This window comes from Pedobacter aquae (assembly GCF_008195825.1).
GTDB lineage: Bacteria > Bacteroidota > Bacteroidia > Sphingobacteriales > Sphingobacteriaceae > Pseudopedobacter > Pseudopedobacter aquae.
This window is the reverse complement of sequence record NZ_CP043329.1, coordinates 699,195-722,928: the sequence shown is the minus strand read 5'-3', so window position 1 is coordinate 722,928 and position 23,734 is coordinate 699,195. Positions and strand designations below refer to the sequence as shown.

The window sequence follows — 23,734 nt, the reverse complement described above, 5'->3', positions numbered from 1 at the left end:
CTATTTTAATTCCTTTTGTCTTCTAAAAATAGAAAGAATAAAGCCAATAACCATGATGATGGTACCTCCCCAGAATAAATTAATGTAAGGGAACATGATGGCTTTCATCACAATCCAATCCTTTTTATCTTGTTTTGGTTTTTGATAAACAGTAAGCTCTAATTTATCTTTTTCAGGCATAATATTAGTGAAACGTAGTTTTAAACCAGCTTCATCTACTTTTTTACCAAAATCTACTTTCGCATTTCCTTTAATCAAGAATATAGGCTCTGATTTATAAGTACTATTTTCTGTAACAACATCTAGTTGTAGGCCAATAGCAACATCATTTTTAGAAAGTGCAATGTTTTCTATCTCGGCATTTTTATTAACACCTCTCACAATAATCATCCCTTCTCTAAATCTTACGGTATCGCCAATAGAAACTTCATGAGGCACAGGCTCTTCATAATGCTCGTCCTCAGAATGGTCTGTATGCTCATCATGCACATGCTCCTCTTCTTTTAAAGGCACACTACTTACGTGGGTATAAACATCATGTAACAAATAATGCTTGGTATCTGGCGAAGCAATAATTTGTCTCATTTTTGCATTTTGCTGTGCATTAGGATATAAAATAAAGTTCTCTCTAACTTTACCCTCATCATCAAAAGCTTTGTAATTTACCTTATAATAGGTATTAACACCTGATGTTGAATCGCCCAGATAGGTTACCGTATACCTATCCATCTTCACAGGATCATTTTTATAAAGAATAATATTCTCTCTTGGATTGTTGTTTTTCGCAAACTCCTCGCCAAAACCTATACTGGTATTATTGATAGATATTACTTTATTGGTAGCCGCAGCAACTAAAGCGCCTATCAATAATAAAGCAAAACCAATGTGTGCAACCGCAGAACCAGAAAGTTTCCACTTACCCTTAAAGGCTTCACCTAGAATTTTAGCATTACATAAAATTGCAAATACTGCTGCCCATGTTAACATGATGTGCATGAAATTGGTATAAACTTTAGTTACGTAAACTAAAACCGCAGTAATTAATAAAGAAACCACAAAAGAAACAGCTATACTGATGTAGAATTTACGTACATCGGTCTTTTTATATTTCAAAAACTGTGAGAAAGCAGAAATAACTGCCACTGCTACAGCAAAAGCAATTTGCCATTTATTATAATGTTCTATAACATCTGTTGGCGGCGCTACTTCTGTACCAAAAATAGCATTAAATACAGGTATAGATGTTGTGGCTATAATCTGAATGCAAGAAACTGAAAGTGTAATGGCTCCTATAAACAACCAAAACTCTCTGGAATAAGTATCCTCATCTTTTTTGGTGATTGGGAAGTTTTTCCAATGTTTTACTATCAGAATAGTTGGAATGATAAAGAACACGCCTAGATATATCAATAACTGAATATCCATACCCATAGAGGTAAAAGCATGTACAGATGTATCTCCTAAAATACCACTTCGGGTTAAAAAAGAAGCGTATAAAACCAATATAAAGCTTATAAATATTAAGAATAAGGCTGTAAAATAGCTATGTCCAGAGTTTTTATAAGCTATCAATACGTGAACACCAGCAATTAAGGTTAACCACGGAATAATAGAAGCATTTTCTACCGGATCCCAAGCCCAAAAACCACCAAAGTTTAAAGCCTCATAAGCCCAGAAAGAGCCCATAATGATACCCGTACCTAAAATCATTACAGCAAATAAAGACCAAGGCAAAGCAGGTTTTACCCATTCTTGATATCTTCTCTCCCAAATACCAGCTATACCATAAGCAAAAGGTACAATCATGGAGGCAAAACCTAAAAATAAAGTTGGTGGGTGTATAACCATCCAATAGTTCTGTAATAATGGGTTTAAGCCATTTCCATCAGGGATAAGAGAAAGATAATCTGCTCTAGAGAAAATTGGCGCTTCCATGGCATCTCTTAAAAGTATAAACGGAGAAGATCCGATTTTAATACCTAAAATTTCTACACCTAAAAGCATAGAACATAAGAATAACTGAGACAATGCCATCACAGTCATGACACCGTTTTCCCATGTTTTAGAATATTTAATAAGAATTAAACCCAAAACAGCTTGCCAAAAAGCCCATAACCAGAAACTACCCTCTTGCCCTTCCCAGAAACTAGAAATAATATAATAAACAGGAAGCTTGGTAGAGGAGTGAGCCCATGCATAATGGTACTCAAACATGTGGTTATAGATGATATAAAACAGGCAAGAACCTATTCCAATAATAGCTAAAACATTAACAAAAAAGCTATATCTGGCAATTTTCGCCCAAGATAAATCGCTTTTATCTTTATTAACCGTTGCTACATAATAAGCAATTAAAGATAATAAAGATGTACCAAAAGAAAGTATAATAAAGAACTGGCCGAGCTTGCCCGGCAACAGGTGTTCACCTGCGAATTGTATATCCATTAAAAATTTTTAAATTTTAGCTTGTGCACTAACTTCTACAACCTCTACTTGATCTTCTGTGTATTTAGAAGGGCATTTCATAAGAATTTTATTGGCATGAAAACTTGAGCCAACCATTTGTCCGGTTAAAACAATTTGTTCAGAACGCTCAAAGTCTTGTGGTTTAGAGCCACTAAACACTACTTTACATTCTTTTCCTTTGTTGTCTAACATATAAAAAGAGAAATAATTAGCATCCTTCTCAGGATTGTAAACCATCTCCTTCTCTTTCACTAAAGTACCAACAACATGTAATTCTTTTTGAGTTTCTTGTGCATCACCAAATGAACCATAGGTACTGCTATCTGCATAAGTACTCATGATAACACCAATTGCTATTGCAATTATAATCATCCCAATAATTGAACTCTTTTTCATCTCTTTATAGTTATTGCCTTATAAACCTCCTGGGCTTTACAATGTTTTGCCTAATTAAAGGTTTCAAAAAAATATATAATCTTATTTTATCTTTACAAAAATACAAAACCCTAAGTTTTACGTATAATTATATCAAGAATGTTAATATAATTAGAATCATTATAAATAAGCAAATGATATGGAACAGCATTTGACCAATCTTTAAACTAGAATTCAGCTTTTTTTAAAATGCAAATATTGCTCAAAGTCACTAAAAATATCTTCCTACTCTCTCTATTTATACTTATAAACGCTAAAATCAGTATTGCTCAAGAAGAACTAAGTTCTGATTCTTTGATGGTATTGGCTAAAAAAGAGGCCTATACTAATAATAATTATCCTAGAGCTGTAGAATTACTAAAAAAAGCGTTGATAAAAAGCCCCACTTATACTGATATCCGAGTGCTATTGGGGAGAATTTACACATTCTCAGACCAAATAGATAGCGCTAAAAATGCTTTTGATTTAGTTTTGAAGCAAGAACCTAATAATATTGATGCTATCAATGGTCTTTATGATGTTTCTTATTGGAATAATCTTTACCCACAAGCTGTTAAAGCTGCCGATGTAGGAATCCAATTTTATCCAGACTCTAGTTCATTTTATATCAAAAAATTAAAAGCATTATTGTTAAATGATGACATTAGCGAGTCTAGGAAGCTTAATAACCTTATTAGAGAGAAATTTAAAACAGAACTAGCTGTAGTACAAAACGCAGAACTCGCCTACCAAGAAAGAAAAAAGATATGGGATAATCCGGTTAGTTTAAGTTCTGATTCTTTAATGATTTTAGCTAAAAAGGAGGGTTACGGTAATAACAACTATCCTAAAGCTATCGCTTTGATGAAACAAGCCATTAAGCAAAGTCCGGATTATAAAGACTTAAGAATATTATTAGGTAGGCTTTATACTTTTAGTGATAAAACAGATAGCGCTAAAAATGAATATCAAAAAATTTTATTAAAGCAATACGATGATATTGATGCTTTAAACGGAATTTATGATGCTGATTACTGGGCTGATAGGTATGATTTGGCTATAAAAACTGCTGAATTAGGCATTAATTATCATCCAGATACGGCTTTGTTTTACATAGGAAAAGCAAAAGTTATCAACGCTCAGTTTAAACCCTTTGATGCTATTGATTTCTTAGAAAGCAATTCTAAAATATTAAAAGACAGTACAGCAAAAGCTTACTTAGACGATTTAAAACTAACCCATCTGAGAAATAGAATAGGCATAAGTTATGAATATGTTGATTTTGACAAACGCTTTGATGAACCTTGGAATTTTGTAACCCTTAGTTATGGCTACAGATCAAAAAAATTGGGAAGAGTAAATACCAGATTCTATTATGCAGACCGCTTTGGATCTAAAGGCTTACAAGGAGAAATAGAAGCTTATCCAACATTAAAAAACGTTGGCTATCAGTATATTGGTTTTGCCGTTTCGGAATCACCTATATTCCCTCGCTTTAGAGCAGGTTACTCTTTATTTGCTTCTTTACCCAAAAGTTTTGAAGGAGAGATTGGATTTAGATATTTAAGATTTTCTGAAAACACCTTCCTATTTACAGGTGCTATAGGTAAATATGTAGGAAATAATTTTTATAATATCCGCTCCTTCGTATCTCCCGGAGAAACAGCATGGTCATACTCATTCACAGCATCAGCCAGATTGTTTTTTTCTGATGACATGGATGATTTCTTAAATATTGCCGCCGGAACTGGAGTATCTCCTGACGACCCGGTGAGGGTTCTTTTTATCAATAGTTTTGCGGATTTAAGATCTTATAAAGCCGCTATAAGCTATAACAGGGTTTTAAAAAGAAAGCATATGTTAGGCTTAGATATCAGCTGGGTAAACGAAGAATACGCTACAGATACCTGGGGAAATCAATATACTTTTGGGATAAGTTATAGCAGAAGATTTTAAGGATGAAGAACAAGAAGTTTAAACTTAATTCGATATTGTTTTTCGCGGTTATATTCTTACCCTTATGGATGTATTTAGTCTGGGTTTTATGGCCTAAAACAAAACTGGTAATTGCTATTGTTGATAAAACTGTTTTAAATAAAAAAGGACAAGAGCATGCCTCTTTAACTTGGTTTTTAAGGTATAATAAGTATTCTAAAACATCAGAAAAACTATATAATGTTGGAAATGATTACTTTGGATTTTTCCCAAAGCCTAATCAAGAATACACCCTAAAAGGATTAGAAAGGTTTGACGAAAAGCAATTAGAGCAATTAGCTGATGATAGTGACTTAACCTACATTACAGATACTTATGGAATTTATTTAAAAGAATGGTTAGAATTAACAGAAAGTACAGAAAGATCCAAACTAATTTATGGCGGAATGTCTGTTCCCGATTTGACATTTTTAAAGAAGATGAAAGCCAAAAATAAGCTAATCATAACTGAATTTAATTGTATAGGTACACCAACCCCTAAACCAATAAGGGAAGACTTTGAGAAAGAATTTAAAATGAAATGGACTGGCTGGGTGGGCAGGTATTTTGATTCTTTAGACACTAATAAAAATAAAGAATTACCTAGATGGCTAATCAACAATTATCTGGTTCAAAATAATTTTCAATGGCCATTTGATAAATCAGGGATTGCTTTTGTTAATGAAGATGATAAAATTTTAATCCTTGAAAATATTGAACACCTAGATTCTGAGGTACCGTATATTCTCACTGCTAAAGAAGATAGAGAAAAATACAATATTCCATTAAGCATGAAATATCCTTTTTGGTTTGATATCGTACAAACCTCTAGAGAAAATCATATCATCTCTTTTTATGATTTAAAAGTAAATGATAAAGGAAGAAAGATTTTAGAAGATAACGGTATCCCACCGCAATTTCCTGCAGTTATAGAACATTATCGTGATGATTATAAATTCTTTTATTTTGCTGGTGACTTTGCCGATAATCCTATCGCATTAAATGCCTCTAGCTTTAAAGGAATACATTTCTTTAGAAAATTCTTTTACGATAGAAGTATTGCTTCTGAAAGAGTGAGCTTTTTTTGGGAATATTACTATCCACTGATTAATACTATTGTGAGCGGATATGAGCAAGAATTAAAAGCTAAAACTACTTCACATTAAGATAGCGCTTAGCATCCATATTATCTGTTTGTATAGAATGAGGCTCCATTTCAAAAGCTCTTACAATCTCAGACTTATAATAAGGTGTGTATAAATTGATAAATAAACCTAAATTTTTTGCAGCTCTAACCGTTTCTTTAGTTAATTCTTCATCATCATAATTTAAGCTTAAACCATCATAACCATCTTGCTGAGCTATTTGAATTCTTCTTTCAAGTGTTCCAGACCTTATTAATAAACATTTGATATCCTTAGTCTTCTCATTAGCGTTGATGATATCAATAAAAGCTTTACTATTTACTTCTATTAATAATTTATTGGTATGATTAGCATTAGCTAAAGTAGCAACCATAGATTGCGCCATCCTGGTTAAATAAGCATCTACCCCTCCTAGCTGATTAAATATTGGGTCATAAAATATCTTAACTTCCAGAGAAATATAAAAACCATCTAGTGTGGTATTCCAATAATCAATAATTTCTGATAATTTATATAATCTGTCTCTTTTACCCTTATGGCAAACAGCAATTTGTTCTATTTCAGCATCTGTTAATATAGGAATATAAGCTTCAGGTAAATTAGTGATACAATTAAAATCATTAACACTAAAATTATGGTTTACCCAAATGGTGCCATCTTTACTCATCTGTAAATCAATTTCAACACCATCTAAATTGGTAACCCCTTCCTTTACTGCATTAAGGGTATTTTCCATATTTACATCATTAAAATTATTACTTCCAGCACCTTTGTGCCCTAGAAATAAAACATCAGTTTCTGCTTCTGGTATAATTTTTCTACACCCATAAAGCGAAACCTGTAAGATTAAAAGAAGAAAAAATGCATGTCTAAGAAAATCTCTATACATAATCTTCATTTATTAATTGTTAATGGTGAAATATTCTATTATACGTTTAAAAATATTTATTTGTTTTAATTATTAAATCTATTTAAAACTGTAAATAAATAGAATCTGGCATCAACCTATTTACCTTAGAAACTAAATTATTTCTAGTTTTATATTGCTTCAACTCGCTAACTAGTTGCATTTTTATCTGCTCATTCTCTACTGGTTCTACGCCCATTTTATCATCTATAGCAAATAAAGTATTTTGATTGAGAAAAAACTTACCATAAACAAAATCATTAAGCTCATTCTTTGTTTGCATGAGTGGATATTTATGTACGCTTCTAAATGCCCTAACCGTATCTAAACCAGAACCTATAAAATTCACTAGCTTGGGTACTTTTAAATTATAATTGACATTTAAAAAAGCTAAAATAGATGGCGTTATATCTAAATGACTAGATATAGACTTGATACGAGCGGTACGCTTTAGTTTAGGCGAATAAATAATTAATGGTACATGGTAACGGTCTATTTTGGTTGCTATAGGAATCTCCGGTAAACGATGATCACCAGAAATGATAAAAATAGTATTGTTAAAAGCCGGATTTTTAGCATAACTATTGATGAATGCTTTAATGGCATCATCGCTATACAATATGGTAGCATAAATATTCTTATACTTTCTATAATCCTCTTTCTTCTCTTCTGTAACACCTAAGGCTGTAAGTTGCTGCTCAAACTTTTTCACATACTGCGGCTGGTTAAGAACTTGGTAAGGCGTATGCATACTTACCGTTTGTATGATAGTTAAACCAGGTTTTGTAGGAGCTTTACTTAAATAAAGAGCGCTTTTCAGCATTAAATCCATATCGCCATAACCCCAAGTAAAGCCTCCACTATTAGCTGGCATTTGCTTGTAACCAGAGCCAAAATTAGAGATAGAAACTGTTTCATCTATCTTGCTTTTCAAAAGGTAAAGTCCTTCATTATCAAAAGCTAAATCAAAACCAGATAAAAAACGTGTATGATAATTATTAGCTTTTAGGATATTAATCAGATTTAAATGGTTAGGCATTTTATTACCTAAATCGGCAAAACCATGTTCTGCAAAAGGTAAAGAACCTAATACCGATGGTAGAGACGCAAAAGTTCTGCCTTGGGCGGCAAGAAAATTTTCGAAGTATAAACTCTTTTGCGCTAAACTATCTAGAAAAGGTGTAAAACTACCTAGATAAGAGCTTTCTCCGCTAAAAGCCCTACCTAAGCCTTCTACTTGTATGTAAATGATATTTGGAGGAGCGTCAAATCTGTCAAAGAAATTACCTAAAACATCTTTAGTATCATTTTCTCTTAAAAATGGATACTTAGCATCTACATATTTAAAAGAATTTATACCATCGTTATTATTACCTTGAGCCGAATCTTCAATGTAATTTTCTGCATAGATATCAACCTCGGGTTCGTTTCTGGTAAAGTAATCATAAGATTTCTGGAAGAAAAAACCTGTTTTGTTAACCGCTAAATTAAAATCATAATCAGATTTAAACTTCTTAGACTCGGGAAGAAAGCTGATACCAGATAAAATAGCAAGAAATGAAACGCCTATAAACCCAAGGGCTACTTTAAACGGAATAAAAATTAGTTTACTGATGAAAATTACTAGAATCCAGAGCAGCGCCAATAAGATTAAAAAAAACAAGATAGAGAAGATATCTACAGAGGCTCCGGCTAAAGCTGTTTGCTGAATTTCCGCAAAAGAGTAGCCATAAATATCATCGCCAAGAGGCAGTAAAGTTGTATGGTAATATTTGGTTAAAAGTAAGGCTACAATAAGCCCTACACTACTTAAACCTGCATAAACATACACCTGAGTACGCCTATCACCAATTACAATTTGAACGGTAAGCAGGTAAATGATAAAGAAGAAAAAACTAATCTTAAGAAACAATAAAATATCTAATAATAAAGCATAAACAGATACCTGTAACCAATTTGCCGGATTTTGATAGCTCTTTATCATGACAGCAACTTCTACCAATCTTAACAATAAAATAATGATAAAGAAGGCCAAAGAAGCATGAGCAAATTGTAATATAGCCCTTTTAGTTTTTTTAATTAGTAGATTTTCTTCATCAAAATTATATGGATCTTTAATCATATTAAAAATTGGTTAAACGCTTTGTTCTTCTTTAATGATAACAGGGCTTACTGCTACAGTAGTGGGCTCCACCTTATTTTTTTGATTACCTGCAAAACCAGCCCTAGTCATCGTTCCCCAAGTTTTCTTTCCTGTAAACTTATCAATATTACCTCTTACAGACCAATATATGGTTAAAGGATGGTAAACTATGGGCTCTATAAAAGCCAGTAACAATAATTTAAGAACATCTTTTCCAGAGGTATACTGGTGATAAGAACGCTCTTCAAAAAGTACAGCTATGGTAGATAATAAAATAGAAAAAGAGTATACCATAAAAAACAATATACCGGAGAACTCCCAATTTATTTTACCTAAAGAAGCCAATAATATAAATGAAATGATACCTATACCTTCTAAAATTGGGGCTAACCACTCAAAAAACAACCAGTAAGGGTAACTTAACAAGCCTAGTATGCTATATTTTGGGTTAAAGAACAAATCACGATGTGTCCATAAAGTTTCTATAGTACCTCTTGTCCACCTATTTCTTTGTCTACCAAGAACCTTAAAATCTATAGGACTTTCTGTCCAGCATAAAGGATCTGGGATATAAACAACCTGGTATTTAAGATTATGATCATGCATATACCTACGCATACGCACTACCAACTCCATATCTTCTCCTACTGTTTCATGACTATAACCACCAGATTTGATAACAATTTCCTTATCAAATAAACCCATAGCGCCTGAAATAATCAATAAGCCATTTAAACGGCTCCAAGCCATCCTGCCCATTAAAAATGCTCGGATATACTCAAGCACCTGAAACCTAGAAATGATATTTTTAGGCATGTGAACCTTAACTAAGCGTCCATCTTCTACCTCGCAAGAATTGGCTATACGTACCACACCTCCCGTAGCAATAACCCTTTTCTTTTCTTCCAGGTAGGGTTTTACTAATTTTAATAAAGCATCTTGTTCTACAATACAATCAACATCAATACATAACAATAAATCTTTAGAAGAAACATTTATTCCGGCATTTAAAGCATCTGATTTACCACCATTTTCTTTATCAATAACAATCAATTTAGAATAGGATGAATTTCTAGATTTATAAATACCACGTATAGGCTTATGATTTATCTGCTCATTAACGCAAAAATTAACCTTTTCTAGTTGGTAGGCATCTATCAGCTTTTGTAGAGAATTATCTTTACTACCGTCATTAATGATGATAATTTCGAAATTGCCATAATGCAAAGACATGATAGATTTTACATTATCAACAATGGTAGCTTCTTCGTTATAAGCAGGCGCTAAAATAGAAACCGAAGGAGCGTATGGCGAAACTAGAATTTCGCGATAATCTATAAAACTATTTTTACGCATATAGGCTTTCATTTCCAATGCAGAAAAAAAGCAAAGAAAAATGTATGAGCTCATCACCACCAAAGCGAAATAAAATATCGCACTGTTGAAGATCTGCTCAAAAAAATAAAAACCTGCGTCCATTTATAATAATTATATTCTTGTATCTAAAACATGGGTTATGATTTCCCTATTTTGGTGAGAAACCCTTTCTTGCAATTCCTCAAGCATCAATTTACCTTTTCTACCATGCCCTAATATGGCTTTCATAGCGGCCATTCTTATTTCAAAAAAATCTGCATCTAAGCAGCCCTTTAAAAAATCGAAATAGTTTCCTGAGGATATTCTACCAATTGATGTAAGAATCTCCACCTTTACTTTTAAAGTTTCCTGATGATAGATATGCAATAATTCTTCTTCCACAAACTCGGCCTCTAGCTTCCCTATCACCATAACAGACATTTTTCTAATTTCTTCGCTAGGATGTTTGAGCAAGCGAATTAATTCTCCTATGGCATCTAATTGTTGGTAATGACTTATCAATTTCAAACAAAAAACAATGATAGAATCGTTAGCAGAGCTTAACCATGTAGAAAAAGATGGTATTTTAACATGCTGAGCTTTGGTTATAATTTCAAAAAGAATCAGTTGATGCCAGGGTAAAATTCTTCCTCGCATATGGTCTAAAAATTTAAAAGGATATTCTTTATTTAGCCGTACATATGCCGTTTGAGCTTCCATACGCACAATTTCATGTTCATGATCTGTTAAGGCAAAAACCAAACTATCATAATCATAAAGCCAAAATTGCGCTACTTCTCTAATACCTTCTACTTGTACTTCCCAAAGCCTACTTTTTAGTTTTTTAAGGTGTATTGATAAAGTTTTAGCCTTACAAAAAGCTCTTTCAAAACATCGGCAGTAAAGCCTGTGAAATTGGCATGGTAGACCCTAATTTCGTCTATCAATATTTCTCTTACCCTTTTATTATTTAAGGGTAGCTTTTTAAAACGTGGAAGAAAATGATCAACAACTTTTTCTAAACCATCATCTTCATCGCCATAAATAATAATGTTACTTAGCATATTACTTATTTTTTCTTTCCATTTAGCCTGAAGATATTTCTCTCTCTTCATTTTAGCCTTTTTAAGAAAAACATATAAGTAAATTTCTACAGTAGCTATCAGGCAAAACATGATAATAAACAAAGATATCCTGATATTTTCTGGAAAAAATGGTAACCTGTGAAAAAACAGATTTTCTAAATAAGCGCCTGTAGAAAGAATGATAAACATGCCTATTTTTTAAGTAGCTTTTTAACTCTTATAGTAAGCTCTGTTAAATTGAAAGGCTTCGTTATAAAATCATCTACACCTAAATCAAAAGCTTCTAGAATAACATTTTCTAAACCTACAGCAGATAAAACAATCATGGGTACATGAGCCAAATGAGGCGTTTGTTTAACCTTACCTATAATTTCTAAACCACTAACAAATGGTAGCATAATATCAGTAATAATCAAATCATATGTATCCGATTGAATTTTCTGCAAAGCTTCTCTACCATCTTTAGCTACCACAACTTCATGCTCATCTTTCTTTAATCTAAACTCTAATGCTTTTAACATGAGCTCTTCGTCTTCTATAATTAAAATCTTAGCCATCTTCGCAAATATGATTATGTGTAAAACTTTATACGTAATTAAATCTTAAACAGACTTATTATTTTTTAATAAACGAGTAATTATTTCCTCACTCAGAAATATTCTCTACAATTATACCCATTTCAATAATTATTTATATCCCTTAATTGTACACTAAACAGCTTATTACACCTTTGTACCAGCATATTTACTATAAGAATATCGTTACTAAGGTTATACAAGACAATTACTATACCTGTGTAAAAATGATGTTATAAAAAATGCCCCAAACCCGAAGGAATGAGGCATCATAACTGTATTTTAAAATGTAGGGAGTTTACTTTACTCGGGTCCAGGTATCTGTTCTTCCTATCAAAGAGACACCTATAAAACCTCTAACATTGAGCTTATCATTTCCTTCTAAAGAAATTTTGCAACTATATGTCTTCCCATATCTAGGATCATAAATTGTACCATTTTCCCAAATACCATTATTAAATTTAAAATTTTGTAAAATTTCTAAATTCAGAATTGGCCTTGTTCTTAAATTTACATCCGGATTTTGAACATCTACTTTTGGTTTATTAGCCTCATTTAAAGGCTCTTTTAACCAAGCTATCTTACCAAGATAGGTATTTCCTTTCTTAAAAATCTGGATATGCGCATTTTTATCCTTATTTAACCATTTCCCTATAATTGCATCAGCATTTTGGGCAAAGCTGCTTAAACTTGCTACCAATAGTGTAAATACGAATAAACTTTTCCTCATCATTTCATGCCGGTTTAAAACTGGTTTTATTATTTAAAAATTAAGCTCTCTCATAAACTACAAAATCGTTTCAAAATTGTTCAGAAATAAATAGTAATGTAAAAAATGTTAAAACATCCTGTTTTAATAGCTGCTATCTTTATATTTAACCTTTGTTTTAGCTTATAATTTTCCTGATGAACAAAATTAAAATCGTACTGCTTTCCCTTTTCTCTTTTTGCCAAGTAGCTATCGCTTTGGCGCAAACAGAAATACCGTTAAAAGATATTTTAGAAAAAACTGCTAAACATTATCAAACCTATCCGGCAGAAAAACTACACCTGCATTTTGATAAACCTTATTATGCTGTTGGCGATACCATTTGGTTTAAAGCTTATGTTGCCCTAGAGCAGCATGTGCCTTCGCCGCTAAGTAAAGTTTTACATGTCGAGTTCATCAATAGCAAAGACTCTTTGGTAGAAAGTTTAAAATTACCCATAAAAAATAGCGTAGCCCAAGGAAGCTTAGTTTTAAATTACCTGAATTATAAGCAAGGTAATTACCGCATTAGAGCCTATACCAAATGGATGCTCAACCAAAACCAAGCTTACTTATTTAGCAAAAACATTGTTGTTGGCGATGCTATCAATAAAAACTTAAATACCAACATTGCTTATAAAGGCACTTTTACAGATAAAGCCATTAAAATAAACTCTAGAATTCAGTTTAAAGATGACCGTGGCATGCCCATCATCAATAAAAAGGTAAGCTGGGAAGTTATGGCAGATTTTGAACGTGTTGCCAAAGGCAGGGAAACTACTGATGATAAAGGCTTTGTAAACATAGAAATAAGCACTTCGCCAAAAGTTGGCATTAACCGTGGCGAACTTTTTACCACAGTAGAAATCAATAGCATTACCAATTTAAAGGCTTCTTTCCCTTTAAAAACGGCTTTGCTAGAACATGATATTCAGTTTTTTCCTGAAGGAGGAGAGTTAATTGATGGTATACCTACACAAGTTGCTTTTAAAGCGATAAAATCAGACGGATTAGGTATCCATTCAAAAGGTGTTATTTTGGATGAAAGCGGTAAAGAGATAGCTCAATTTACCTCACAGCATTTAGGTATGGGTGTATTCACTTTTGTACCAGAGTTAAATAAAAAATATCAGGCAAAAGTTACTTTTGCCGATGGTAACCAGAAAACCATCCCTCTACCAGAGGTTAAAGCAGAAGGCATGCGTATTGCACTTAAAACCATCGATGATAATTTGGTTTTAAAAATTTATGCCAACCAGAAGTATGTAGATAAAAACTTAAATAAAACTTTTTACATCATTGCTAAAAGTGCCGGTGTGGTTTATTATGCAGCCCAAAGTAATTTAAAAAGCACCGTTTTTACTGGCCAAATAGCTAAAGACAAATTCCCAACCGGTATTTTACAAGTTACCTTGATTTCCTCAACCGGAGAACCTTTAAGCGAGCGTATCATTTTTTAAAGCGTAATGACGATTTAAAAATCAATGTAAATACAGATTTACAAGCTTATAATAGCCGACAAAAAGTTAAAGTAAACATTGCCAATAGCGGCGGGACTGAAATTGCCGAGGGAAGTTTTTCTGTTGCCGTGATAGATGAAACCAAAGTTCCTGTAAATGAAGATACCGAAACCACCATTTACAGCAATTTACTGCTAAGCTCTAACCTAGAAGGTTATATAGAAAAACCTAATTACTATTTCCATAAAATGGATGATCAAAAACTTGCTCATCTAGATTTATTGATGCTTACCCAAGGCTACAGAAGGTTTAGCTATAAAGATATTATTGCTGATAAAGCGCCAAACTTAACTTTTTTACCAGAGCAGGGTATTGATATTACCGGAACCATCAGAAAAAGTAATGGTATGCCTTTAGATAAAGGCCGATTGCTTTTGCAAATTCCAGAGAAATACTATTCTACCACCACCCTAACTGATGCTGAAGGTAAATTTAAATTCAGTAATATGGTTTTTAAAGATTCTGCCGAGGTAATTGTGAATGCCCGTAACAACCTTAACTCTAAAGATTTAAGAATTCAAGTTGATGGCGAAGCTTTCCCCGCAGTTTATGCCAATGTAAACGCTGCTGATGATATTTTAAATATAGATAGCACTTTAAATACTTACCTCAGAAACAGTAAAATGATAAATAACAACTCGCTCATGTTACGAGAAGTTGTTGTAAAATCTACTGCTACAACTAAAAAAAGTCATTTAGATTTTTCTGCGCTATCTGGATTAAATATGATGGCTGATAGAAGTACAACCGGCGACCAGCTCACTGGCTGTGGTGGCTTATTGGTCAACTGTTTAGTTTCATCCGGACTTACTTTCGTAGATAATAATTTATTCATCACCAGAACTTATAACCAAGGGATAAGAGTACCAGTAGAAATTTATGTAAACGATATGCCTGTAGACATTGCTTACCTTAATAGTTTGGATGCAAAAGGGATAGAATCTGTTCAGGTTTTTAATAACGATGGCTTATCTGGTATCAACAGAAGAACCAATACCAGCGGTGTTTTAGTTATCATCATGAAAGAGATTAAAAAAGTACCTGCTACACAGGCTCAAATTAAAGAATTGTTTGCCCCAACCAATGTGGTTACCATTAAACCAAAAGGCTATGCGGTAGAAAGACAATTCTATCAACCAAAATACACTGGCCCAAGAACTAGCCTACAAGCACAAGATATACGTTCTACCATTTATTGGAACCCTTTTATAAACACCGATAAAGACGGGAAAGCTAGCTTCGAGTTTTTTAATAGTGATGATAAAGGTATGCGTAAAATTGTGATTGAAGGTATGGATAAAAATGGCAACTTTGGACGCTCTATTTATCGTTATCAAGTAAAGTAGACCCAGCAAAAAGATAAACCAATTTTAATTATACATGAACTACAGAATTTTAGGAAAAACAAACTTAAAAATCTCCGAAATTAGCTTAGGAACCTGGCAAGTGGGCGGCAAATGGGGAGATACATTTGACCACAACAATGCCGATACCATCTTAAACGCCGCCATAGATGCGGGTATTAACTTTATTGATACTGCCGATGTTTATGGCGATGGTGAAAGTGAAAAAGCCGTTGGCAGAATTGTAAAAGCCAGAAAAGAAGAAATTTACGTGGCTACTAAGTGTGGCCGCCAGCTTAACCCACACATTAACCAATCTTATACGGTAAAAGCTTTAAGAAACTTTGTAGAAAGCAGCTTAAAAAATATGAATCTAGAAAAAATAGATCTTATTCAGTTACACTGCCCTCCTACTGAAGTTTTATACCGCCCAGAAATTTTTGAATTGTTTGACAGACTTAAAGACGAAGGTAAAATCTTAAATCTTGGCGTTAGTGTAGAGAAAATTGAGGAAGGATTAAAAGCTATAGAATTTGACAATGTTTGCAGCCTGCAACTGATTTTTAATATTTTTAGACAACGCCCAACAGAGCTTTTGTTTGAGCAAGCCAAAAAGAAAAACATCGGTCTTATTGCTCGTGTGCCTTTAGCAAGCGGTTTATTAACCGGAAAATTCACTAAAGAAACCACTTTTGGTAAAGACGACCATAGAACTTTCAACAGAAATGGCGAAGCTTTTGATAAAGGCGAAACTTTCTCTGGTATAGATTATAACAAAGGTTTGGATGCTGTAGAAGAACTTAAAAAGCAGTTCCCTGATTATGACTTACCTCTTTTAGCTTTAAAATGGATATTAGAATTTGAAGAGATTAGCTGTGTGATACCAGGCGCCTCTAGCCCGCAACAAATATTAAACAACTTAAAAATGGAAGACGCACCAGCTTTAACCCAACAACAAAAAGATGCCATTAAACACATTTATGATACTTATATCAAAGCAGATGTTCACCAGCTTTGGTAAATATTTTTGTTAGCATATACAAAGCCATATCATTTTAGAAGTGATTTGGCTTTTTTGGTTTAAAAGTGAATTGTTATAGTTTTAAACGGTACTAGTTTTTGGGGAGCTTACACTGCCAAATACTTGCCTTGTAATAAACTGCTGGTAAACACGATGTTCGTTGAAATTGGTCTTGTCATCGGTTCCTGCAGTGTATGGTTCGCTGTATATAAAAGCATAACCTAAATGAACATTGTTGTTATTTTCGGTCAGATTGTATCCTATGCCCGTACGGAGCAGTAGCTGTTCTGTATCACCGATAAAATTGAAGTTTCGATACTGCACTTCGTGGTGCCAATTGAATCTATTGTTTATCTTTTTGTCACCAAAGTAGATAAACCAGTTTCCTATGTCGCTTTGCTGCGCAAGCAAGGAAAAAGGGGAAAGTGTCAAAATCAGGAAAATTTTCTTCATTACGTGTTGGGTTCTTACCATTGGCTATAACGGTTTTCGGCTTTGCGTAGTGGCGGATTTTTAGCACAAAAGTTTAATCGAAGAACTGAACTTGAACTTAGCACAAAACTGTCATACGAAGCACTGAACCCGCCATTACGCAAAACCGATGTTATGTGCATACCCTTTATTTCGCTTTATCTTTCCTGTGAAATCTATATCCTAAACCAATTGACCAAACCCATTCGTCTGTGCTGTCGAAATGGAAAAATGGTGCAATTAAAGCGAAGTTTTTATAGTCAATTCGAGGGGCAACTCCAAGTTTAGCACCTGTCTTTCCGTTCTTTATGTAGAAAGATGGTAAAGCACCAACACCAAGTTTCCAATTGTTATTCAGTCTTAACATTAGGCTTGGACCACCTACATTAAATGCGTAAAAGTCTTTACCTACTGCAAATCCTAACATACCTTCTAAACCAATATCCCATTTTGGATTTTCTTCTATTTTTTTCTCTTGTTCTTGGGCATAAGTTAATGTTGAAATTAGAAATGCTATGCCTAATATTATCGTTCTTTTAAAATTCATTCTTTCTTGTTTATTTCGTAAGTTTTAGGGCATTTTCTAATCTGTAAGCTGAATTGTCCCAATTGATAATGTTAAAAAGATTGTCCACAAAGTCAGCTCTTTTGTTTTTGTATTTGAGGTAGTAAGAATGTTCCCAAACGTCAATTACGAGCAACGGAATAACTCCCCACTGCGTCAATTTTTCGTGGTTTTCACATTGTAAAATTGTCAACTTGTCGGTGTAAGGTTGATAGCCTAAAATTCCCCAACCATTTCCGTCAACGTCTTTGGAAGTCTTGGCGAGATACATTTTCAGTTTGTCGTAACTGCCAAAATCTTTTTCAATACGTTTGAGCAAGTCGCCTTTTGGGTCGCTCTTTTTGTTTGTGAGGTTAGTCCAAAATATGGAATGAAGTATATGCGATGAAAGATGAAAAGCCAATTTCTTTGTCCAAAAGTCAACGGTTTCAAGGTTATTGTCGTCCAATGCCTTTCTAATCATCTGCTGGTCTTTGTTTGCCCCTTTTACTGCTCCACCGTGATGAAAGGTATAATGCAAATGCAAAGTTTCTTCGTCCATATATGGCTCCAAATGATTATTTGTATAAGCCAAAGGTTGATGAATAAAGTTGCCGTCCTTGTCAACCAACTTGTCAATAGTGTTCTCGGTCAGGTTTTGGGCAAATGCCGAAGCGGTCGGAACAAGTGTCGCTCCGCCAAGTATAAGTCCTGTTTTTAGAAAATCTTTTCTGTCCATTTTTTATATGTTTAATGTTTGCACTGTCGTCTTTTAGGGTTGCACATAACGTTTTCGGGCTTTGCGTTCGGGCGGGTTTCGGAGCACAAAACTGTCAACCTGCACTGAACTTGAATAGAAGCACAAAGCTTCAAGTTTGCACGTCACCCCGCCTGACGCAAAACCCGTGTTATAGGGCGTTTTTCTTGTCATTCGTTAAGTTTGATACTTTCGGTTTGATATTTTCGTTCATTCTTATTCAATAAAACATAAGTCGATATAGAAACTATGAAACAAAGTGTCCAAGCAATTATTTCAGCAGTTTTTAAGTAATAGTCGTTATGTTTCCATTCACTAAATGCAAAATAGAGAATTGGAGTTGTGGCTGTCAAGGTTAAACCTGTCAATATCAACGATAAAATGTTTTGTTTCTTAAACAACTTTTTTGCTAAATAAACGATTGGATAATAAAGCAAAAAACTTGCAGTCAATGGAATTATGTTATAAAATAATGAAGCACTTATCATATTTCCGAATGTCATTTTTGGGGCTCCCGGAAAATTACTAATTGTTTCCGGCAGATAAGTCTCATTTGTCAAATCGTATTTCATAATTACAAAGTAAAATACCATAAATGACAAGTCTTTGATTGCAATATGTATTGGAAACCATCTCATTTTTTTGTCGGGTCAAAACCATACATAAAGTTGTTCAAGTGTCCGTCTGAACTTTCAAGTCCTACAATGTCCATTAGTTCTTCAAAGTAACTACAAACTCGTTCTCTGTCTTCGGTGTCAAGTTGTAAGTAAAGGTCAGCAAATCGGTCAAGTCCAAATTTTATTACGTTTTGATATTCCTTGTCTGTTGCATTTCCTTTGTCAGCAAGTTTTTTAAAGTCGTCTGCTGCAAGGTTTATTTTTTCTGTTAAAACAGGTTTTAGGTTTGGGTCGCCAATTCCTGGATAAAATAGTTTGTCGTCTTGTAGAAATTTTTCTTTGTTTTTAAACTCGTCAAATTTAGTCATTGCGTTTTTAGGTGTTTTTATTTGTCCTTGTCCACAAGCAGTGAAAAGAAATAAAGTCAGTCCGAATATTATGTTTATTGTCTGTTTCACGGTCGTCTTTTAAAATGCCCTATAACGGTTTGGCGCTTGGCGAAGAAGCGGATTTCGAAGCACTAAATTTTCTGCCAGCACTAAACTTGATACGAAGCACAAAGCTTCATTTAAGCACTGAACCCGCTTTTTTGCCAAACGCCTGTTATCGCTTCGGTGTTCTTTCATTCGGTATGGTTTTCTGCGTTGGCAAAGGCATACTCATTGACAAGTTCTGGCTTGTGCGTTTGGCTTTCGAGCGACTTGGCAATGTGTATGGCTTTAGGTGAGGGGATATCTTCTAAATACTTTAATAAATGTTCTGCCCAAGCTTTCGATAGTAATGGAGGAACTGCATTTCCAACTTGTACATAATAATTTCTTTGAGTTTTTGAAATCAGTTGAAAATCATCAGGGAATGACTGAAATCTTAAACCCTCTCGAATAGTGATCATTCTATCTTCTTCGTAATGGATGTTACAACCAATATTTGGACGATTGAAGTGAGTGTTAATTGTATAATTTGGCATTTCAGGGTCAAGTCTTCCATAAGTTGTAGTTCTTCCTCCAGTGCTCTTGAAATACATAATTCTTTTTGTTGAAACACTATCAGGAATGTCCATATAATTACCGCCTGGCTTGACGTGGCTAATAATTTGTTTATCCGTTGGGCTAGAATAAGGAACTATATGTAATGTTGTTTTGTCAGCATTTTTTCGCATTAACGTCTGATATTCATTTTTCGGCTGGTGTTTATATTTTGTTTCTCCATTTTCTGTTGGTGAATCCAAATCAGAGATAGCTTCAAAAGAAGAAATCCATTTTCTCTTACCCTCTTTGTTCTCAAAATGGGTTTGTGGTGGTACTGAAATATCAACTCCTAATTTGTTGCCAATTATAAATACTCTTTTTCTTCTTTGAGGTACACCGTAATCGGCTGCGTTAAGTGTGAAAATATTGATATGATAACCGATGTTCTCAAATGCTTGTTTTAAGTTGTCAATTACTTTTGAACCATCTGCTGCTTTAGATGATTTAATACCCGTGACGTTTTCAAAAAGGAATATTTTCGGTTGTACTTTGTTTACAACATCTAAGTAAGAATACACTAATGCAGACCTATTGTCATTAGGGTCTCGTTTGCCGATTCCTGAAAAGCCTTGACAAGGTGGACCACCAATAATTATGTCAGCATTTGGAATTGTATTTAAGTCAATTTTTGTAATATCTTCATTTACAATGTGGCCTCCTATGTTCAATCTGTAGGTATCACAAGCATCTTTCAAAATATCATTTGCCCATATCAAATCATAGCCAGCTTGTTTAAATCCTAAATCTAAACCACCGCATCCTGAAAATAAACCTATTACTTTAATCTTATTTTTTTTCATAATCTTCTGTCTTCTACTAGGTCAGCTAAAAAGAGTTCAAAATAATCTGTCATTGCTATTGCATTTGCAAAGCCCAAATTATTTCTAGTAAAAATGATTTGGGCAATTTCTAAATCAAGATTTCTTCTTGGTGTCATTATTCCTTCATCACCACTAAAATCGGGATTAGCAATATTGATTGCATCAAACGCTGCTACAACAGACAAAATTTCTGCTTGTGTAAATTGTGTCAAGTCAGGAATTTTGAAGCGGTTGATTTGAAAACCCTCCAATTTTCTTAAACCTTCTTGATTGTTTGCATTGAGTTCAAACTGAATTTGTCCGAATGCTGATAGCAAGAATGCGGTTATGAATTTGTATTGTTGTTCATCAGTTGCATTAGCATTTTGATTTCGCAAATCATTACAGTAAAAGAAATTTGTTGAAAGAGTTAAGTTGTGATTGTGTGGATTGTAATAAACACAATGCTTTGTCCTGTCTGCTCTAGGAATTAAAATTTTTGGATTAATAGTGTTTCTGAAAGCTGCATTTACAATCGTTCCCCATTTCTGCAAACCAAATTCAGCAACGCAATGATCGAAGAAGTTAACCAAATCTTGATTGCCTTGTAATGCAACTGGTAAAGCATTGGCTTCATTTCTATCCGCTCTTGCAGGAAAGTGAAATGCTTTATCAAGTTCAATATCATTAATACTCAATACATAATTCCTACGGTGAAAATTATTTTGAATACCGTAACTTACTCTTGGATTAAGTCCAACTGGGATATTAATTCTTGTTCTCTGAACTCCTGCGTTTCGTTGTGCAGGTGTCAGGCGTTTGCCTAGGCCAAAAAAATTGTTGGCTTGTTGGTCAAACGTTGGAAAAATAATTGTTGATGCTCCACTAGCTTCTGCACCGCCTCTTCCAATACTAGCAAAATGATGGTCAATATCAACTAAGAAATTTAAGTTTAAGAAATCGTCATAGTTTTTATCATTCAAATATTGTTTCCAATTTGTAGTTGGAACAAGTGTGTTTCTTGGAACAATTCTTAGTTTGTAAGATGCCGTTGTTGTATCCGCATTCAAAGCAAGTATCGCTTTCAGATTATCTGGATTAAGCAAAATATTTTCATCTGAAACTCTTACGAAAGAAACATTTGCCGAATTGTTTCCCTTCTTCAAAATCACAATTACTGTTGTTACAACAAACTCTTGAAAATATTTTCTCGGATAAGAAACGATAGCTTCAACCTTGTCAGAGATAAATTGTTTCAAATGTTCACCGTCTTCATTGTTCAGGAATTTTGTCATTAAAATAATTCCTGCTTTGCCATTGTTTCGCAAATAATGCCAAATGAAATTAGTGAAGTAGAAATAGAGGTTAGGCTGTGAAGCATTTGCAACAAAGTAATTCAAACCTTGCCCTGTAATTGCAGTTCTCATTTTGGTTTTATCCGCTGCTGTTATTGGTGCATCAGGGTTGTCGTTCCGCAAAAACGGTGGATTCATTACAACAGCATCATACTGATTTGCTCTTGCGTTATGAAATATATCTCCAATTACAATGTTTGCAGACGTATTGTTATTTACCTGTGCAAGATTTTTTGAAAGCAACCTGAAAGCAGATAATTGCGAAAGGAACGGGTCAATTTCAATCCCATCAATTTGATTTAAAATTTGGTTGTGTGTCTTAGCTTGGTTAGCTGTCGCGGCAAGCAAACTTATCTGGTCATATGCAGCATCAAGCAATGCACCATCACCACAACCTGGGTCTAAAACCTTTGCGTTTGGAGAATCAATGCAAAGAGTAGCAAGTAAGTTTGATAACTCAGCATCAGACATAACTTTTCCCTTGCTGTGTAATTCTTCTCTGATATAAATTTTTGAAGTAAGAAGATTAAAGATATAAGAAGGTGAAGGGTTGTTTGCAACTGCATTAGCGTTGTGCTGAATAAAGCACTGAATTAAATCTCTGAAATACTGCAAGTAGTTTGCAGTAAAGTTATTTGGGAAAAGTCGTTGTCCTTGATTTGGGTGATCAGTAAAAATTTGCTGAAAATCCAATTGTATTATTCTGTTGTAATTATTTGAAAGATTGTTTGTGAACTGCGGTAGTGTTGCGTTGTTTGGTGGGTAGTTGTGGAAATATGCGGCATTCGGATTTGCAGTTTGTGTATAGTAATCTTTCAAGTAAGCATATGCAAGAAGTCGGAACAACTCGTAAAGTGTCAGCTCCTTTTTTACTGCTTCCGGATAGCCAAGTAAATTATTTAACGCAACATAGTTGTTGTGAAAACTTTCAATTACAAGCTGCCAGTTGTTATCCCAATCTGGTGGTACACGATTGAATATTTTCGGCAAAATATTTTCAAAAGTTGCTTGCAGTTCTGCTACCGATGCTGTCGCATCGTGATTAACTGGATTGAAAAGCGAATGTTGTCGTGGATTTCCTTTAAGTAAACAACTTGTCAGCGGTACACCATTTCTGTCCGCAAACAAAACCAACCTTTCAATGTTGGTTACACAAAAGTATTTGTGATAACTCGGTTCCCAATGAGGACCAAATTCGGTTACGTAAGAACGTGATTGATTTTGGTAACGCTGTGATTCAACATCTCTTTGAGTTCTTTTTACTTCAACAATAAAAACGTAACGTTGGCTTCCTTTTAATTTTATTGCAAAGTCGGGGATTATTGTGCTATTAGGAATTGCAGGGTGGTGAATTACTTCTGCAATATTATTGTAACCAACATTCACCAAAGCATCGTTTAGTGCTTTCTCAACAAGCGGATGAAAGTCAGCAACCTCATCAGAGTTATACCAAAGGTTTATCATT

General features: G+C 34.0%; 21 protein-coding genes. 5 read left to right on the top strand and 16 right to left on the bottom strand.

Annotated features, from left to right (window positions below):
- Nucleotides 1-2,445, bottom strand: a complete 2,445-nt coding sequence (locus FYC62_RS03310; RefSeq protein WP_149073906.1) for a heme lyase CcmF/NrfE family subunit — start codon at nucleotides 2,443-2,445, stop codon at nucleotides 1-3.
- A gap of 9 nt (nucleotides 2,446-2,454) precedes the next feature.
- On the bottom strand, nucleotides 2,455-2,862 hold the full coding sequence (locus tag FYC62_RS03305; RefSeq protein ID WP_026903408.1) for a cytochrome c maturation protein CcmE domain-containing protein: 408 nt from the start codon (nucleotides 2,860-2,862) through the stop codon (nucleotides 2,455-2,457).
- Nucleotides 2,863-3,090: 228 nt separating this feature from the next.
- Between FYC62_RS03305 and FYC62_RS03300 the strand changes: the two genes are divergently transcribed.
- Together FYC62_RS03300 and FYC62_RS03295 are read left to right on the top strand one after the other, a co-directional pair.
- Nucleotides 3,091-4,836, top strand: a complete 1,746-nt coding sequence (locus FYC62_RS03300) for a YaiO family outer membrane beta-barrel protein (protein WP_149073905.1) — start codon at nucleotides 3,091-3,093, stop codon at nucleotides 4,834-4,836.
- Nucleotides 4,837-4,904: 68 nt separating this feature from the next.
- On the top strand, nucleotides 4,905-6,020 hold the full coding sequence (locus tag FYC62_RS03295) for a hypothetical protein (RefSeq protein WP_205943770.1): 1,116 nt from the start codon (nucleotides 4,905-4,907) through the stop codon (nucleotides 6,018-6,020).
- Here the strand turns inward: FYC62_RS03295 and FYC62_RS03290 are convergent.
- The 7 genes from FYC62_RS03290 to FYC62_RS03260 all read right to left on the bottom strand — a co-directional run bounded on the left by FYC62_RS03290 (nucleotide 6,007) and on the right by FYC62_RS03260 (nucleotide 12,798).
- Nucleotides 6,007-6,897, bottom strand: a complete 891-nt coding sequence (locus FYC62_RS03290) for a glycerophosphodiester phosphodiesterase (RefSeq protein WP_149073903.1) — start codon at nucleotides 6,895-6,897, stop codon at nucleotides 6,007-6,009. The genes FYC62_RS03295 and FYC62_RS03290 overlap by 14 nt on opposite strands.
- Before the next feature lie 73 nt (nucleotides 6,898-6,970).
- A complete protein-coding gene (locus tag FYC62_RS03285) occupies nucleotides 6,971-9,028 on the bottom strand; it encodes an LTA synthase family protein (RefSeq protein WP_149073902.1) in 2,058 nt (685 codons plus the stop codon).
- Nucleotides 9,029-9,040: 12 nt separating this feature from the next.
- Nucleotides 9,041-10,417: a glycosyltransferase family 2 protein gene (locus tag FYC62_RS03280; RefSeq protein ID WP_240534795.1), complete on the bottom strand. Its 1,377-nt coding sequence runs from the start codon at nucleotides 10,415-10,417 to the stop codon at nucleotides 9,041-9,043.
- Nucleotides 10,418-10,537: 120 nt separating this feature from the next.
- Complete coding sequence (locus tag FYC62_RS03275) at nucleotides 10,538-11,167, bottom strand: HEAT repeat domain-containing protein (RefSeq protein ID WP_149073900.1); 630 nt, start codon at nucleotides 11,165-11,167, stop codon at nucleotides 10,538-10,540.
- Between the two features lie 74 nt (nucleotides 11,168-11,241).
- On the bottom strand, nucleotides 11,242-11,679 hold the full coding sequence (locus FYC62_RS03270) for a hypothetical protein (RefSeq protein ID WP_149073899.1): 438 nt from the start codon (nucleotides 11,677-11,679) through the stop codon (nucleotides 11,242-11,244).
- Nucleotides 11,680-11,681: 2 nt separating this feature from the next.
- Nucleotides 11,682-12,047 (bottom strand): response regulator transcription factor, encoded by a 366-nt coding sequence (locus FYC62_RS03265; RefSeq protein ID WP_149073898.1) that lies wholly within the window; start codon nucleotides 12,045-12,047, stop codon nucleotides 11,682-11,684.
- Nucleotides 12,048-12,363: 316 nt separating this feature from the next.
- A complete protein-coding gene (locus FYC62_RS03260) occupies nucleotides 12,364-12,798 on the bottom strand; it encodes a DUF2147 domain-containing protein (RefSeq protein ID WP_317131512.1) in 435 nt (144 codons plus the stop codon).
- A 173-nt stretch (nucleotides 12,799-12,971) separates the two neighbouring features.
- Between FYC62_RS03260 and FYC62_RS03255 the strand changes: the two genes are divergently transcribed.
- From FYC62_RS03255 to FYC62_RS03245, 3 genes are all read left to right on the top strand, one after another.
- Nucleotides 12,972-14,273 (top strand): hypothetical protein, encoded by a 1,302-nt coding sequence (locus FYC62_RS03255; RefSeq protein ID WP_149073897.1) that lies wholly within the window; start codon nucleotides 12,972-12,974, stop codon nucleotides 14,271-14,273.
- A 128-nt stretch (nucleotides 14,274-14,401) separates the two neighbouring features.
- Nucleotides 14,402-15,679, top strand: a complete 1,278-nt coding sequence (locus FYC62_RS03250) for a hypothetical protein (RefSeq protein WP_149073896.1) — start codon at nucleotides 14,402-14,404, stop codon at nucleotides 15,677-15,679.
- A 34-nt stretch (nucleotides 15,680-15,713) separates the two neighbouring features.
- On the top strand, nucleotides 15,714-16,697 hold the full coding sequence (locus tag FYC62_RS03245) for an aldo/keto reductase (protein ID WP_149073895.1): 984 nt from the start codon (nucleotides 15,714-15,716) through the stop codon (nucleotides 16,695-16,697).
- Between the two features lie 81 nt (nucleotides 16,698-16,778).
- Here FYC62_RS03245 and FYC62_RS03240 read toward each other — a convergent pair whose 3' ends face one another.
- From FYC62_RS03240 to FYC62_RS03210, 7 genes are all read right to left on the bottom strand, one after another.
- Nucleotides 16,779-17,150, bottom strand: a complete 372-nt coding sequence (locus FYC62_RS03240; protein WP_149073894.1) for a DUF2490 domain-containing protein — start codon at nucleotides 17,148-17,150, stop codon at nucleotides 16,779-16,781.
- A gap of 166 nt (nucleotides 17,151-17,316) precedes the next feature.
- On the bottom strand, nucleotides 17,317-17,715 hold the full coding sequence (locus FYC62_RS03235; RefSeq protein WP_052177066.1) for a hypothetical protein: 399 nt from the start codon (nucleotides 17,713-17,715) through the stop codon (nucleotides 17,317-17,319).
- A gap of 10 nt (nucleotides 17,716-17,725) precedes the next feature.
- Entirely contained in the window at nucleotides 17,726-18,451 is a 726-nt protein-coding gene (locus FYC62_RS03230) for a superoxide dismutase (protein WP_039455209.1), read from the bottom strand.
- A gap of 188 nt (nucleotides 18,452-18,639) precedes the next feature.
- Nucleotides 18,640-19,041 (bottom strand): hypothetical protein, encoded by a 402-nt coding sequence (locus FYC62_RS03225; protein ID WP_149073893.1) that lies wholly within the window; start codon nucleotides 19,039-19,041, stop codon nucleotides 18,640-18,642.
- A gap of 62 nt (nucleotides 19,042-19,103) precedes the next feature.
- On the bottom strand, nucleotides 19,104-19,544 hold the full coding sequence (locus FYC62_RS03220) for a DUF4844 domain-containing protein (protein WP_205943768.1): 441 nt from the start codon (nucleotides 19,542-19,544) through the stop codon (nucleotides 19,104-19,106).
- 164 nt (nucleotides 19,545-19,708) lie between these two features.
- Entirely contained in the window at nucleotides 19,709-20,914 is a 1,206-nt protein-coding gene (locus tag FYC62_RS03215; protein WP_149073892.1) for a DNA cytosine methyltransferase, read from the bottom strand.
- On the bottom strand, nucleotides 20,911-23,733 hold the full coding sequence (locus FYC62_RS03210; RefSeq protein ID WP_149073891.1) for a BpuSI family type II restriction endonuclease: 2,823 nt from the start codon (nucleotides 23,731-23,733) through the stop codon (nucleotides 20,911-20,913). The genes FYC62_RS03215 and FYC62_RS03210 overlap by 4 nt, the downstream gene beginning before the upstream one ends.
- Between the last annotated feature and the right edge of the window lies 1 nt (nucleotide 23,734).

Bases quoted from the DNA above. Each gene is read 5' to 3' on its own strand.
- FYC62_RS03295 (WP_205943770.1), top strand. From the start codon at position 4,905: ATGTATTTAGTCTGGGTTTTATGGCCTAAAACAAAACTGGTAATTGCT.
- FYC62_RS03270 (WP_149073899.1), bottom strand. From the start codon at position 11,679: ATGTTTATCATTCTTTCTACAGGCGCTTATTTAGAAAATCTGTTTTTT.
- FYC62_RS03280 (WP_240534795.1), bottom strand. From the start codon at position 10,417: ATGAAAGCCTATATGCGTAAAAATAGTTTTATAGATTATCGCGAAATT.
- FYC62_RS03235 (WP_052177066.1), bottom strand. From the start codon at position 17,715: ATGAATTTTAAAAGAACGATAATATTAGGCATAGCATTTCTAATTTCA.
- FYC62_RS03290 (WP_149073903.1), bottom strand. From the start codon at position 6,897: ATGAAGATTATGTATAGAGATTTTCTTAGACATGCATTTTTTCTTCTT.
- FYC62_RS03300 (WP_149073905.1), top strand. From the start codon at position 3,091: ATGCAAATATTGCTCAAAGTCACTAAAAATATCTTCCTACTCTCTCTA.
- FYC62_RS03245 (WP_149073895.1), top strand. From the start codon at position 15,714: ATGAACTACAGAATTTTAGGAAAAACAAACTTAAAAATCTCCGAAATT.
- FYC62_RS03260 (WP_317131512.1), bottom strand. From the start codon at position 12,798: ATGATGAGGAAAAGTTTATTCGTATTTACACTATTGGTAGCAAGTTTA.
- FYC62_RS03230 (WP_039455209.1), bottom strand. From the start codon at position 18,451: ATGGACAGAAAAGATTTTCTAAAAACAGGACTTATACTTGGCGGAGCG.
- FYC62_RS03210 (WP_149073891.1), bottom strand. From the start codon at position 23,733: ATGATAAACCTTTGGTATAACTCTGATGAGGTTGCTGACTTTCATCCG.
- FYC62_RS03265 (WP_149073898.1), bottom strand. From the start codon at position 12,047: ATGGCTAAGATTTTAATTATAGAAGACGAAGAGCTCATGTTAAAAGCA.
- FYC62_RS03225 (WP_149073893.1), bottom strand. From the start codon at position 19,041: ATGAAATACGATTTGACAAATGAGACTTATCTGCCGGAAACAATTAGT.
- FYC62_RS03285 (WP_149073902.1), bottom strand. From the start codon at position 9,028: ATGATTAAAGATCCATATAATTTTGATGAAGAAAATCTACTAATTAAA.
- FYC62_RS03305 (WP_026903408.1), bottom strand. From the start codon at position 2,862: ATGAAAAAGAGTTCAATTATTGGGATGATTATAATTGCAATAGCAATT.
- FYC62_RS03240 (WP_149073894.1), bottom strand. From the start codon at position 17,150: ATGAAGAAAATTTTCCTGATTTTGACACTTTCCCCTTTTTCCTTGCTT.
- FYC62_RS03215 (WP_149073892.1), bottom strand. From the start codon at position 20,914: ATGAAAAAAAATAAGATTAAAGTAATAGGTTTATTTTCAGGATGCGGT.
- FYC62_RS03310 (WP_149073906.1), bottom strand. From the start codon at position 2,445: ATGGATATACAATTCGCAGGTGAACACCTGTTGCCGGGCAAGCTCGGC.
- FYC62_RS03255 (WP_149073897.1), top strand. From the start codon at position 12,972: ATGAACAAAATTAAAATCGTACTGCTTTCCCTTTTCTCTTTTTGCCAA.